This is a genomic window from Vibrio sp. J2-4 (assembly GCF_021728155.1).
In the GTDB taxonomy this organism is placed as follows: Bacteria; Pseudomonadota; Gammaproteobacteria; order Enterobacterales; family Vibrionaceae; genus Vibrio; species Vibrio diabolicus.
Genome location: NZ_JAKKCN010000002.1, coordinates 503644 through 517522 on the forward strand (window position 1 = coordinate 503644; position 13879 = coordinate 517522).

At 45.8% G+C, this 13879-nt stretch carries 11 protein-coding genes; all 11 read left to right on the plus strand.

What is annotated here, in order from left to right; all coding sequences use genetic code 11:
• Positions 1-14: 14 nt before the first annotated feature.
• The 11 genes from bamA to L3V32_RS07755 all read left to right on the plus strand — a co-directional run bounded on the left by bamA (position 15) and on the right by L3V32_RS07755 (position 13738).
• On the plus strand, positions 15-2429 hold the full coding sequence (gene bamA / locus L3V32_RS07705; RefSeq protein WP_006741664.1) for an outer membrane protein assembly factor BamA: 2415 nt from the start codon (positions 15-17) through the stop codon (positions 2427-2429).
• Positions 2430-2442: 13 nt separating this feature from the next.
• On the plus strand, positions 2443-2952 hold the full coding sequence (locus tag L3V32_RS07710) for an OmpH family outer membrane protein (protein WP_046875560.1): 510 nt from the start codon (positions 2443-2445) through the stop codon (positions 2950-2952).
• Positions 2953-2958: 6 nt separating this feature from the next.
• Positions 2959-3990, plus strand: a complete 1032-nt coding sequence (gene lpxD, locus L3V32_RS07715; protein ID WP_065645509.1) for a UDP-3-O-(3-hydroxymyristoyl)glucosamine N-acyltransferase — start codon at positions 2959-2961, stop codon at positions 3988-3990.
• Positions 3991-4222: 232 nt separating this feature from the next.
• A complete protein-coding gene (gene fabZ / locus L3V32_RS07720; protein ID WP_005380349.1) occupies positions 4223-4675 on the plus strand; it encodes a 3-hydroxyacyl-ACP dehydratase FabZ in 453 nt (150 codons plus the stop codon).
• A 1-nt stretch (position 4676) separates the two neighbouring features.
• Entirely contained in the window at positions 4677-5465 is a 789-nt protein-coding gene (gene lpxA / locus L3V32_RS07725; RefSeq protein WP_005380357.1) for an acyl-ACP--UDP-N-acetylglucosamine O-acyltransferase, read from the plus strand.
• A 119-nt stretch (positions 5466-5584) separates the two neighbouring features.
• Positions 5585-6724: a lipid-A-disaccharide synthase gene (gene lpxB, locus L3V32_RS07730; RefSeq protein ID WP_006741666.1), complete on the plus strand. Its 1140-nt coding sequence runs from the start codon at positions 5585-5587 to the stop codon at positions 6722-6724.
• Positions 6725-6733: 9 nt separating this feature from the next.
• The gene (gene rnhB / locus L3V32_RS07735) at positions 6734-7369 is read left to right on the plus strand and encodes a ribonuclease HII (RefSeq protein ID WP_005380361.1); all 636 of its coding nucleotides are present in this window, start codon (positions 6734-6736) and stop codon (positions 7367-7369) included.
• A gap of 81 nt (positions 7370-7450) precedes the next feature.
• Complete coding sequence (dnaE, locus tag L3V32_RS07740) at positions 7451-10930, plus strand: DNA polymerase III subunit alpha (RefSeq protein ID WP_237284069.1); 3480 nt, start codon at positions 7451-7453, stop codon at positions 10928-10930.
• Positions 10931-10976: 46 nt separating this feature from the next.
• On the plus strand, positions 10977-11936 hold the full coding sequence (accA, locus tag L3V32_RS07745) for an acetyl-CoA carboxylase carboxyl transferase subunit alpha (protein ID WP_005380365.1): 960 nt from the start codon (positions 10977-10979) through the stop codon (positions 11934-11936).
• Between the two features lie 106 nt (positions 11937-12042).
• Positions 12043-13353 carry a tRNA lysidine(34) synthetase TilS gene (gene tilS / locus L3V32_RS07750; RefSeq protein WP_203343333.1) on the plus strand — a complete coding sequence of 437 codons (1311 nt, stop codon included), beginning with the start codon at positions 12043-12045 and terminating at the stop codon, positions 13351-13353.
• A gap of 70 nt (positions 13354-13423) precedes the next feature.
• On the plus strand, positions 13424-13738 hold the full coding sequence (locus L3V32_RS07755) for a cytochrome c (protein ID WP_012841507.1): 315 nt from the start codon (positions 13424-13426) through the stop codon (positions 13736-13738).
• Positions 13739-13879 lie beyond the last annotated feature (141 nt).

Sequence of the window (13879 nt, forward strand, 5' to 3'; positions counted from 1 at the left end):
TAATTAGAACAAGTATGGCGATTAAGCGAATTCTATTTGCAAGTTTACTGGCGACCAGTGTATCTGCAAATGGAGCAGAGAACTTCGTAGTTCAAGATATTGAAATCGATGGATTGCAGCGTGTAGCACTGGGTGCTGCGTTGTTGAAAATGCCTGTACGTGTCGGTGATACCATTGGCCAAGGCGATGTTGCAGAGATTATCCGTGCACTGTATGCATCTGGTAACTTTGAAGATGTGAAAGTGTTACGTGACGGCGGCGTTCTGATGGTTCAAGTCAAAGAGCGTCCTACCATTGCCAGCATCTCATTTTCTGGTAACAAAGCAATCAAGGACGAGCAGCTACAAGAAAACCTGAACGCATCTGGTGTTCGTGAAGGCGAAGCGCTTGACCGCACCACGCTAAGCAACATTGAAAAAGGCTTAGAAGACTTTTACTACAGCGTAGGTAAATACAACGCAACAGTAAAAGCGGTGGTGACTCCACTGCCACGTAACCGCTCTGACCTAAAGTTTGTCTTTACTGAAGGCGTGTCGGCAAAAATTCAGCAAATCAATTTTATCGGCAATGAAGTTTTCAGCGATGAGGACCTTCTTTCTCGTTTTAACTTGAATGTTGATGTGCCGTGGTGGAATTTTCTGTCTGACGAAAAGTACCAAAAACAAGTGCTTGCAGGTGATATTGAAGCGCTCAAATCATTCTATCTGGACCGCGGTTACCTAAAATTTAACGTTGATTCGACACAAGTTGCAATCTCTCCTGACAAGAAAGGGGTATACATTACTCTTGGCTTAGAAGAGGGCGAGGTTTACACCGTCAAGGACGTAAAGTTCCGTGGTGATTTGATTGGTGAGGAAGCGACGTTCGAACGACTTGTACCATTTGAAGACAATGAGACGTACAACGGCTCGTTGGTCACTTCAATGGAAGAGGGTATTAAACGTGTGCTTGGTGAGTCCGGCTACGCTTATCCTCAAGTGAATACCATTCCTGAGTTTGACGACGAGAATCAAGAAGTTTCTTTGGTCGTTAACGTCGATCCAGGTAACCGAATTTACGTTCGTGATATCCGCTTCACGGGTAACAACTCAACCAAAGATGAAGTACTTCGTCGTGAAATGCGTCAGATGGAAGGCAGTTGGTTAAACTCGAAATCGATTGAAACGGGTAAAACTCGTCTAAACCGTTTGGGTTACTTTGAAAACGTTGAAGTACAAACCGTTCGAGTGCCAGGTAGTGATGATCAAGTCGACCTAGTTTACTCTGTCAAAGAAGCGAACTCTGGTAGCGTTAACTTCGGTGTTGGCTACGGTACCGAATCAGGCGTGAGCTTCCAGGTCGGTCTACAACAAGATAACTTCATTGGTAGCGGTAACCGTGTTGGTATCAACGCGATGATGAATGACTACCAGAAAAACATCAGTTTAGATTACCGAGACCCGTACTGGAACTTAGACGGTGTTAGCTTAGGTGGTAAGGTCTTCTACAACGAATTTGAAGCGAAAGAAGCCAATATCGTTGACTATACCAACGAAAGCTATGGTGCGAGCTTAACGTGGGGCTTCCCATTCGATGAGCTGAACCGTTTTGAATTTGGTGTCGGTTATACGCACAACAAGATCGGTAACTTATCGCCTTACTTGCAGGTAGAGCAATTCTTACGAGCACAAGCAGACAACATTGATTCTAGTGGAGCGTTGAACACGAACGACTTCGACTTCAATATCTCTTGGACACGTAATAACTTAAACCGTGGTTACTTCCCAACGGCAGGTAACCACCAACGTGCGTTCTATAAAATGACCGTACCTGGCTCTGACGTTCAATACTTCAAAATGCAGTACGATGTTCGCCAGTATGTGCCATTGACTAAGAAGCATGAGTTTACCCTCTTGTTCCGTGGTCGCTTAGGTTACGGCAATGGTTACGGCCAAACAGATGGTAACGATAACTTGTTCCCATTCTATGAAAACTACTACGCCGGTGGCTTTACGTCGCTTCGTGGTTTTGGTTCAAACTCTGTTGGCCCTAAAGCGGTTTACCGTGATACATCAGGCTCAAACAATGGTGCAGATACAGCAACAGATGACTCTGTCGGTGGTAACGCCGTGGCGCTAGCGAGTGTCGAGTTGATTGTTCCAACGCCGTTCGCATCAGAGGAAGTACAAAACCAAATTCGTACCAGTATCTTCTTTGATATGGCAAGTGTTTGGGATACTGAGTTTGACTATCGCGATTCAGGTGCGGAATATGGTGACCGTTACTACTACGATTACTCAGATCCAACCAACTACCGCTCTTCTTACGGTGCGGCGTTGCAGTGGATGTCTCCAATGGGGCCACTAGTATTCTCACTAGCGAAACCAATTAAGAAATTTGATGGCGATGATGAAGAGTTCTTCACATTCACTATCGGTAGAACTTTCTAAAGAGGAAAATATTTTGAATAAAATGATCAAAGCGGCTGGGATTGGCCTTCTTGTACTGAGCTCTTCAATGTTTGCAAATGCGGCAGAAGCTGCACAGAAAATTGCTTACGTAAATACAGCTCAAGTTTTTCAAGCTCTTCCTCAACGTGAAGTTGTACTACAAAAAATGCAGAAAGACTTCAAAAGCAAAGCTGATGAACTGAAGTCAATCCAAGCACAAGCTAAAACAAAGATTGAGAAGCTACAACGTGACGGCGAGCTTTTGGGTCAAGACGAAGTTGAAAAGCTACGTATCGATATCGCGAAGCTAGACAGCGAGTACAAAGTGAAAGCACAAGCACTTGAAAAAGCAAGTGCGCGTCGTGAAGCTGAAGAAAAAGCGAAGCTTTTCAAAACGATTCAAGATGCAGTTAAGAAAGTCGCAGACAAAAATGGTTACGATCTTGTGATTGATATCTCTGCTTTGCAGTACGGCAAGCCAGAATTCAATATCTCTGAAGACGTAATTAAAGCTCTAAAATAAGAAGTTATGAAGACATTAACATTAGCCGAATTGGCGACAATTACCGGGGGTGAGCTGTTTGGTGACGAGTCTCTCGTTGTAAGCCGTGTTGCCCCAATGGATAAAGCACAAGAAGGTGATGTAACCTTCTTGTCTAACCCAAAATACGCAAAACACCTTTCTGAGTGCCAAGCTACCGTTGTTATGGTAAAGGCTGAGCATAAAGAGCAATGCGTTGGAAACGCGCTAGTGGTTTCGGACCCTTATGTCGCATTTGCTCGTGTGGTCCAAGCGATGGATACCACACCAAAACCGGCAGACGATATTGCACCAAGTGCTGTGATTGCCGCTGACGTTAAGATGGGTGAGAACGTTACAATCGGCGCTAACGCCGTGATTGAAACGGGCGTGGAACTCGGCGACAACGTAAGCGTTGGCGCTGGTTGTTTTATCGGTAAGAACGCCAAGCTAGGGAATAACACCAAGCTTTGGGCTAATGTCACTATCTATCATGAAGTGTCATTGGGTGATGACTGTCTTGTTCAATCGGGCACCGTCATTGGCTCTGATGGCTTCGGTTATGCGAATGACAAAGGCGAGTGGATTAAAATTCCTCAGCTTGGTTCAGTGCGTATCGGTAACCGCGTTGAGATTGGTGCTTGTACTACGATTGACCGCGGTGCACTCGAAGATACAATCATTGAAGACAATGTCATTCTGGATAACCAACTTCAAATCGCGCACAACGTGCAGATCGGATATGGTACCGTGATGCCTGGTGGTACTATTGTCGCGGGCAGTACAAAAATTGGTAAGTACTGCCAGATTGGCGGCGCGTCTGTACTGAATGGCCATATCACTATCGCAGATGGTGTGGCGATTACAGGTATGGGCATGGTAATGCGCAGCATCGAAGAAAAAGGCCTTTACTCATCAGGTATTCCACTACAAACGAACAGAGAGTGGCGTAAAACTGCAACTCGAGTTCACCGTATTGATGAGATGAATAAGCGCCTGAAAGCGGTTGAAAAACAGCTGGAACAGAAAGAAGAAATTTAGAACAAGTTATCTTTCGCTCTGTATTTAACGTGAAAGCTAACAGGCTCTAGTTCCATATTCTGTACGAAGACTCGCGAAATGCGGGTCTTTTTCTTCTATAATGACGCGCTCTAAGTAGATTTAACTCCAAGATGGTGCGTATTTTGCTAGTATATTGCAAAGCGATTCGGCTTTACGACCTGTTGCCACGTTTGCCATCTTGGCGGCAAAAAATTGATATAGGAAGACGACTTTGACTACTGAAAAGAAAACGATGAACATCTCTGAAATTCAAGAGCTACTACCTCATCGCTACCCATTCTTATTGATCGACCGAGTGATAGACTTCCAAGAAGAGAAGTACCTTCACGCGATTAAAAACGTGTCGGTTAACGAACCTCAGTTCACAGGTCACTTTCCTCAACTACCAGTATTCCCAGGTGTTTTGATTTTAGAAGCAATGGCTCAGGCAACAGGCTTACTTGCATTTAAATCATTTGGCGCACCAACAGAAAATGAACTGTACTACTTTGCAAGCGTAGACGGCGCGAAATTCCGTAAACCAGTGGTTCCGGGCGACCAATTGGTTATTGAGGTAGAATTTCTGAAAGAACGTCGCGGCATTGCTGCATTTAGCGGTGTAGCAAAAGTTGACGGCGAAGTGGTATGTTCTGCAGAACTGAAGTGTGCTCGTCGAGAGTTTTAATATGATTCATGAAACCGCTAAAATCCACCCGGCAGCGGTGGTAGAAGAGGGCGCCAAAATTGGTGCTAACGTAACAGTAGGTCCTTTTACGTACATCACCTCTACGGTTGAAATTGGTGAAGGCACAGAAGTGATGTCTCACGTTGTAATCAAAGGTCACACGACTATTGGCAAAGATAACCGTATTTTCCCACATGCTGTCATTGGTGAAGAAAACCAAGACAAAAAATACGGTGGTGAAGACACAACTGTGGTTATCGGTGACCGTAATGTCATTCGTGAAGCGGTCCAAGTTCACCGCGGCACAGTGCAAGACAAAGCAACCACTATCATTGGTGATGACAACTTATTGTGTGTGAATGCACACGTTGCGCATGATGTTGTTATTGGTAACCACACTCATATCGGTAATAACTCGATTCTTGGTGGTCACGTTACTGTTGATGATTATGCTGGTGTGATGGCACTGTCTGCGATTCACCCGTTTTGTACAGTGGGCGCTTACGCGTACATTGGCGGCTGCTCAGCAGTGGTGCAAGATGTCCCTGCTTACGTACTCGCGCAAGGCAACCACGCGACTCCTTTCGGCTTGAACCTTGTTGGCTTGAAGCGTAACGGCTTTGAGAAACCAGAGATTCGTGCGCTGCAAAAAGCGTATAAAGAAATCTATCGTTCAGGTAAGACGCTAGAAGAAGTGAAGCCTATTCTGGCTGAAATGGCTCAAGAGTGGCCGGCTGTGAAGCGTTTCTCAGATATTCTGGAAACGACGGAACGTGGCATTATTCGTTAATTGGCGAATGAAGCAATAAATAAAAAGATCGTGACCGAATTTGAGGTTACGATCTTTTTGTGTTTTATGGATAAGGCAAACCGTTATCCATAGCGCACAGGAAAAATAGCGAAGTAGATATGGAAAGACCATTACGTATTGGCATCATTGCCGGAGAATTGTCTGGCGATACGCTAGGTGAAGGCTTTATCAAAGCAGTAAAGCAGCAATATCCAGACGCAGAGTTCGTAGGCATTGGCGGTCCGAAAATGATAGCCCAAGGTTGCGAGTCTCTGTTTGATATGGAAGAGCTTGCGGTGATGGGGTTAGTCGAGGTTTTAGGCCGCTTACCGAGACTTCTTAAAGTGAAAGCTGAGCTCGTTCAGTATTTTACTCAGAATCCGCCTGATGTTTTCATCGGGATCGATGCTCCTGACTTCAACTTACGCCTAGAGCTTGACCTCAAGCAAGCGGGCATTAAAACCGTTCATTACGTGAGTCCGTCTGTTTGGGCTTGGCGTCAGAAGCGCATCTTTAAAATAGAAGCGGCAACGAACTTGGTGCTAGCATTTCTTCCGTTTGAGAAAGCGTTCTACGACAAATTTAATGTACCTTGCGAGTTCATTGGTCATACCTTGGCTGATTCCATCCCACTAGAATCAGAACAAGCGCCTGCACGTGAGTTGCTTGGTTTAGAACAAGATAAAAAGTGGCTTGCTGTCCTGCCAGGCAGTCGTGGTAGCGAGTTAAAAATGCTCTCTGAGCCATTTATTGAAACCTGCAAGTTACTCCATAAAAAATTTCCAGAACTGGGGTTTGTTGTCGCGCTTGTTAATCAAAAACGCCGTGAGCAGTTTGAACAAGCCTGGAAAGAACTCGCACCAGAGTTGGACTTCAAGTTAGTTGATGACACCGCACGCAACGTCATCACCGCATCCGATGCCGTGATGCTGGCCTCTGGTACCGTAGCGTTGGAGTGTATGCTTCTCAAGCGTCCAATGGTGGTGGGTTATCGTGTGAATGCATTTACTGCTTTCTTAGCTAAACGTCTATTGAAAACGAAGTATGTGTCATTGCCGAATATCTTAGCGGATGATGAGCTCGTCAAAGAATATCTACAAGATGAGTGCACACCAGACAATTTGTTTACTGAGGTTTCTCGCTTATTGGAAAGCGACAATAAACCGATGTTAGATAAGTTTACGGAAATGCATCATTGGATCCGTAAAGATGCGGACCAACAAGCCGCAAACGCGGTTCTAAAACTGATTGAAAAATAGAGATTTATCATGGCTGTTAAACCAAAAGCGACCAAAACCAAAGTTGAACTCCCTCCGTTTGAATATCCGCAAGGTTACCAGCTTGTGGCCGGAGTCGACGAGGTCGGACGTGGCCCTTTGGTGGGAGACGTCGTCACCGCTGCGGTTATCCTTGATCCTAACAATCCTATTGAAGGGTTGAACGATTCGAAAAAATTGACCGAAAAGAAACGCATGGCGCTGCTTCCTGAAATCAAAGAAAAAGCATTGGCGTGGGCGGTCGGGCGTTGTTCTCCTGAAGAAATCGATCAACTGAATATTTTGCAGGCGACTATGGTTGCGATGCAGCGTGCAGTGGCGGGGTTACAGGTTCAACCTGATTTGGTGTTGATTGATGGTAACCGTTGTCCGGAGCTGCCAATGGATGCTCAAGCTGTGGTAAAAGGCGATCTACGTGTTGCCGAAATCAGTGCGGCTTCAATTATTGCCAAAGTCGTGCGTGACCAAGAGATGGAAGAGTTGGATAAACTTCATCCACAATTTGGCTTCGCGAAGCACAAAGGTTACCCAACTAAAGCGCACTTTGAAGCGATTGAGCAACACGGAGTGATCAGTGAACACCGCAAGAGTTTCAAGCCAGTAAAAAAAGCGTTAGGCATAGAATAATCAAACGATCTAATTGGTGTTATAAACCCAACCTCTTTAGGTTAGAATCCCCAACAAAATAGAGTTACACGGTACCTGTTAATGTCAGATCCCAAATTCATCCACCTGCGTGTTCATAGTGACTTCTCGATGGTGGATGGCCTCAACAAAGTTCCGCCAATCGTAAAGAAAGTTGCTGAGCTCGGTATGCCCGCAATGGCGTTGACCGACTTTACCAACCTATGTGGTTTGGTGAAGTTTTACGGTACGGCGCATGGCAGTGGTGTTAAACCGATCATTGGTGCTGACTTTAAAATGCAGTCGGACGAGTTTGGTGAAGAGCTGACACAAGTGACTTTGCTTGCGGCGGATAATGTAGGTTATAAGAACCTGACGTTATTGATATCAAAAGCGTACTTACGTGGACATGTTCAACACCACCCGGTGATTGATAAAGCCTGGTTGGCTGAAATGTCTGAAGGCCTGATTGTATTATCCGGCGGTAAAAGCGGGGAAATTGGTCGCGGCCTTTTGAAAGGCAACCGTCAAATAGTGCAAGGGTGTGTTGATTTTTATAAACAGCATTTTCCAGATCGCTTTTATCTTGAGTTACTTCGTACCGGTCGTCCAGATGAAGAGACTTATCTTCACTTTGCAGTTGAATTGGCAGAGCAGCAAGACTTGCCAGTAGTGGCGACCAATGAAGTTGTATTCCTGAGTCCAGACCTATTTGATGCTCATGAAATACGCGTAGCGATTCACGATGGTTACACATTAGAAGATCCGCGTAGGCCAAAAAACTACAGTCCGCAGCAATATCTTCGTACAGAAGAAGAAATGTGCGAGCTGTTTGCTGATATTCCTGAAGCGTTAGAAAACAGTGTCGAGATAGCGAAGCGTTGTAACGTGACTGTGCGCTTAGGGGAGTACTTCCTACCAGCCTTCCCAACTGAAGGGATGAAAGAGACTGAGTTCTTAGTCATGAAATCCCGAGAGGGCTTGGAAGAGCGTTTAGAGTTCCTATTTCCAGATGAGGAAGAGAGGAAACGTCGTCGCCCTGAATATGATGAACGTCTTCAGATAGAGCTAGATGTTATCAACCAAATGGGATTCCCTGGTTACTTCTTGATCGTAATGGAGTTCATCCAGTGGTCAAAAGATAATGGAATTCCTGTAGGTCCTGGACGTGGTTCCGGTGCCGGCTCTTTGGTGGCTTACGCATTAAAAATCACCGACCTGGATCCATTAGAATACGACTTACTGTTCGAACGTTTCTTGAACCCAGAACGTGTCTCGATGCCCGATTTCGACGTCGATTTCTGTATGGATAAACGTGACCAGGTTATTGACCACGTTGCGGAAATGTACGGTCGCGACGCGGTGTCTCAGATCATCACGTTTGGTACCATGGCGGCAAAAGCGGTAATCCGTGACGTTGGCCGCGTATTGGGTCATCCATTTGGTTTTGTTGATCGTATTTCAAAGCTGATCCCGCCTGATCCAGGCATGACGCTAGATAAGGCGTTTAAAGCTGAACCTGCGCTACCTGAATTGTATGAGGCCGATGAGGAAGTTAAAGAACTCATCGACATGTGTCATATTTTGGAAGGTTGTACGCGAAACGCCGGTAAACACGCTGGTGGCGTTGTAATTTCACCTACAACAATTACCGATTTTGCACCAATTTATGCAGACGCTGAAGGTCACTTTCCGGTTACTCAATTTGATAAAAACGATGTTGAGACCGCTGGCCTAGTTAAGTTTGACTTCTTGGGTTTACGTACCTTAACCATTATTGATTGGGCGTTAGGGCTGATTAACCCACGTCTAGAGCGAGAAGGTAAAGAACCGGTTCAAATTGAATCCATACCGTTAGAAGATCCTGCCTCTTTCCGTTTGTTGCAAAACTCTGAAACGACAGCAGTATTCCAGCTTGAATCTCGGGGCATGAAAGAGCTGATCAAACGACTTCAGCCAGACTGTTTCGAAGACATTATCGCATTGGTAGCACTCTTCCGTCCGGGTCCTTTGCAATCGGGCATGGTAGATAACTTTATCGACCGTAAACATGGTCGAGAAGCGATCTCTTATCCAGATGAAAAGTGGCAACACGAGTCGCTAAAAGAGACGCTTGATCCAACCTACGGCATCATCCTGTACCAAGAGCAGGTAATGCAGATTGCGCAGATCTTAGCGGGTTACACGCTAGGTGGTGCGGACATGCTCCGCCGTGCAATGGGTAAGAAAAAGCCAGAAGAGATGGCAAAACAACGTGCTATCTTTGAAGAAGGTGCGATAAAGAACGGTATCGATGGCGAGTTGGCGATGAAAATCTTCGACTTGGTAGAGAAGTTCGCCGGTTATGGCTTTAACAAATCACACTCTGCTGCTTATGCATTGGTTTCTTATCAGACTCTTTGGCTGAAAACACATTATCCTGCCGAATTTATGGCTGCGGTAATGACAGCCGATATGGATAACACGGAAAAAGTCGTTGGCTTGGTCGATGAGTGTTTCCGTATGAAGCTCACCGTGCTGCCACCAGACATCAACTCTGGCCTATATCGCTTTAATGTTGATGAAAATGGCGCAATTGTTTACGGTATTGGTGCGATAAAAGGGGTAGGTGAAGGTCCTATCGATGCGATTCTTGAGGCGAGAAATAAAGGTGGTCACTTTAAAGACCTATTTGATTTCTGTGCTCGAGTTGATCTAAAACGCGTCAATAAACGAGTGATAGAGAAGCTGATTTACGCGGGCGCGTTGGATCGACTAGGCCCACACCGCGCGGCGATGATGGCGTCACTCAATGATGCGGTAAAAGCAGCAAGTCAACATCACCAAGCTGAGGCGTTTGGTCAAACGGATATGTTTGGTGTGCTAACGGATGCGCCTGAAGAAGTAGAGCATAAGTATACGCAGGTTCCGCCTTGGCCAGAAAAAGTGTGGTTAGAGGGCGAGCGTGATACCCTAGGTCTATATTTGACAGGGCACCCAATTAACGCCTACGTAAAGGAACTAAACAAATACACCAGTTGTCGACTAAAAGACGCAACACCTACGCGTCGCGACCAATCTGTCACGGTGGCTGGCCTGGTTATTGCCGCTCGTGTAATGACGACCAAGCGTGGTACACGGATTGGTATTATGACACTGGATGACCGAAGTGGTCGTATGGAAGTGATGTTGTTCTCAGATGCACTGGATCGATACGCTGAACTTCTCGAAAAAGACAGAATTTTGGTCGTTTCTGGACAGGTCAGCTTTGATGACTTCAACGGTGGCCTTAAAATGTCGGCGCGTGAAGTTATGGATCTCGGCAGTGCGCGCGAAAAATACGCTCGTGGTTTGTCGGTATCGATAGATACAACTCAGATCAACGATCAGTTTTTTGAGCAGTTCAGCCGTATTTTAGAACCGCACAAAGCCGGAACCGTACCCGTCAATGTATACTACCAGCGTGCCGACGCCAGAGCGCGGTTAACATTGGGCACCGAGTGGCGAGTAACGCCAAGTGATACATTACTCGACGATTTAAAACAGTTACTTGGCAAAAGCCAGGTAGAACTCGAATTTAACTAAAAATTCAGCGCAATATGTTAGGCGCTGAGTAAACAAGGATTCATAGATGAGCCTAAACTTTCTTGAATTTGAAAAGCCAATTGCAGAACTAGAAGCGAAAATTGAAGCACTACGTGATGTCTCTCGCCACGGTGGTGATTCTGCGATTGACCTGGATAAAGAAATCGAACAGCTTGAGAAGAAAAGCTTAGAGCTGAAGAAAAAAACCTTCAGCGACCTAGGCGCATGGGAAACAGCTCAACTGGCTCGTCACCCACTACGTCCTTACACGCTGGATTACATCCAACACGCTTTTGAGGAGTTTGATGAATTAGCGGGTGACCGCGCGTTTGCAGACGACAAAGCGATTGTGGGTGGCATGGCTCGCCTTGAAGGCCGTCCTGTGATGATCATCGGTCATCAAAAAGGTCGGGAAACCAAAGAGAAAGTGAAACGTAACTTTGGTATGCCAAAACCAGAAGGCTACCGCAAAGCGCTACGCTTGATGGAAATGGCAGAGCGTTTCAATATGCCAATCATCACATTTATCGACACGGCTGGCGCGTATCCAGGTGTGGGCGCAGAAGAACGTGGTCAATCTGAAGCTATCGCGAAAAACCTAAAAGTGATGTCTGGTCTTAAAGTGCCAGTAATCTGTAACGTTGTTGGTGAAGGTGGTTCAGGCGGCGCACTAGCAATTGGTGTAGGCGACTACGTGAACATGCTTCAGTACTCTACGTACTCAGTAATCTCTCCTGAAGGTTGTGCTTCAATCCTATGGCGTGATTCTGACAAAGCGCCGCAAGCGGCAGAAGCGATGGGTCTAACTGCTCCTCGTCTTAAAGAGCTTGAACTGATCGACGAAATCATTGAAGAGCCACTAGGCGGCGCTCATCGCGATCATGTTCAAATGGCAGCGAATATGAAAGCGACACTACTTCGTCAACTAGAAGATCTAGAGCAATTGGATGAAGAGACGCTACGTGAACGTCGTTACCAGCGCCTAATGAGCTACGGTTACTGTTAATTTCGGTGATTGCTATTAAGCGTTAGCTGATATCTCAAGTGATAACAGTTAAAATAGAAAGGGTTGGATGAGAGTCCAGCCCTTTTTTGTACCTATCGGATCGCTTATGGAATCGCTTTACCCGCATTTTGCTCAAGTTCTCGGCCGCTACTATCAATCAGGCACTAAGGTTGTCTTGGCGTTTAGCGGAGGAGTGGATTCACGTCTTTTACTCGAATTACTCAGTCGCTATCAACAAGCGCATTCGATAGAGTGTCACGCTGTGTATGTGCACCATGGTTTGAGCTCGAATGCCGATGATTGGGCCGATAAATGCTTACTTTGGGCAAAACAAGTGGGCATATCATGCTCGATTGAGCGAGTGAGCTTAGACATCAGCAATGGTGAAAGTATTGAACTTCTTGCTCGTGAAGCTCGCTATCAAGCCTTAACTAAGTACATTCAAGAAGGCGATATACTGTTGACCGGCCAACATGCTGATGATCAACTAGAGACATTTCTCCTTGCTCTTAAGCGAGGCAGCGGGCCAAAAGGGTTATCTTCGATGGCGGAGAGTATGCCGTTTTCTGGTGGATCCCTAGTTCGACCATTGCTTACTATCAAGCGGAAGACCATCGAAGACGCGGCTACTAAATTAGGTTTGGAGTGGGTGGAAGACGAAAGCAACCAAGATACTCGTTATGATCGTAACTTTCTTCGTCATTGTGTTATCCCTGAATTGTCTGGTCGCTGGCCTAGTATCCATCAAGCGGTTCAGCGCAGTGCAAGCTTATGTGCTCAACAAGAAGCGCTATTGGATGAACTATTGAGCGCGGTGTTTGAACGCGCTTTACAAACGGATCTAAGTTTAAGTATTAAAGAACTGGCTAAGCACAGTGAATTAGCGCGTGCGCGCTTGATTCGTATGTGGCTGGCTAAGCTTAATACTAGTATGCCGACTCAGGTACAACTCAATCTTATCTGGAATGAAGTCGCATTAGCTCAGCAAGATGCCAACCCCAAACTACAACTTAAACAAGGTGAAGTGCGCCGTTTTCGAAATCGTCTCTACTGGGTAACAGAAATCGCTGACGTCACTGAGTGGCAAAGTACGATTCAAGTCGATACCGTTTTATCGCTTCCAGAGCGGCTAGGGGAACTGACCTTAACGACGAGTTCTAGTAACGCAACGATTGCGCTTCCGAGTCAGCCAGAATTGCTTCGCGTGACCTTCAATCCGGAAGGCTTATCAGCGCATCCAACCACGCGTAATCACAGTCGAAAACTGAAGAAATTATTCCAAGAATACAATGTGCCAAGCTGGCTGCGTCGTCAAATTCCGATTTTGATGTATCAAGACCGAGTCGTTGCTGTGGCAGATCTGTTCGTTGATCAGGCGTTTAATGGTCAAGATTGTGAACTTATTTGGCGCAGGTAATGAAAATTCATGCCACAATGTCGATTATAAAATATAAAAATCCTTAAATAATAATTGATTAGGTGAAGCAATGAAGAAAACAATCATGGGTGCAATGGTGGCGCTAACCATGCTCAGTGGGCAGGCTCTAGCAGCGGGAGATGCCACAGCAGGTCAAGCAAAGGCAGGAGTATGCGCTGCGTGTCATGGCGCCGACGGCATTGCTGTCATTCCGGGTTACCCAAACCTGAAAGGGCAAAACGAGCAATACATTATCAGCTCAATTAAAGCCTATAAAAACAAAGAGCGAACAGGTGGTCTTGCTGCTGTTATGCAAGCTCAAGCTTCACTGTTGTCTGATGAAGATATCGCAAATCTAGCGGCTTACTACGCAAGTTTGAAGTAAACGCGAGTCTGAAAAAGCTTGGACGATTGGGCATTGAGCTGTCCTCATTGGGGTTTTATCAACTCACGATATTCGCCATGTTAATTTGCTCAATCTGGATTTTCGCTGGTGGATCAGAGACAAACATTGAATGTTGCGAAA

Excerpts from the sequence above, each read along its gene's own strand:
- bamA (WP_006741664.1), top strand. The coding sequence starts at position 15 with ATGGCGATTAAGCGAATTCTATTTGCAAGTTTACTGGCGACCAGTGTA.
- lpxD (WP_065645509.1), top strand. The coding sequence starts at position 2,959 with ATGAAGACATTAACATTAGCCGAATTGGCGACAATTACCGGGGGTGAG.
- lpxA (WP_005380357.1), top strand. The coding sequence starts at position 4,677 with ATGATTCATGAAACCGCTAAAATCCACCCGGCAGCGGTGGTAGAAGAG.
- lpxB (WP_006741666.1), top strand. The coding sequence starts at position 5,585 with ATGGAAAGACCATTACGTATTGGCATCATTGCCGGAGAATTGTCTGGC.
- rnhB (WP_005380361.1), top strand. The coding sequence starts at position 6,734 with ATGGCTGTTAAACCAAAAGCGACCAAAACCAAAGTTGAACTCCCTCCG.
- dnaE (WP_237284069.1), top strand. The coding sequence starts at position 7,451 with ATGTCAGATCCCAAATTCATCCACCTGCGTGTTCATAGTGACTTCTCG.
- accA (WP_005380365.1), top strand. The coding sequence starts at position 10,977 with ATGAGCCTAAACTTTCTTGAATTTGAAAAGCCAATTGCAGAACTAGAA.
- tilS (WP_203343333.1), top strand. The coding sequence starts at position 12,043 with ATGGAATCGCTTTACCCGCATTTTGCTCAAGTTCTCGGCCGCTACTAT.
- L3V32_RS07755 (WP_012841507.1), top strand. The coding sequence starts at position 13,424 with ATGAAGAAAACAATCATGGGTGCAATGGTGGCGCTAACCATGCTCAGT.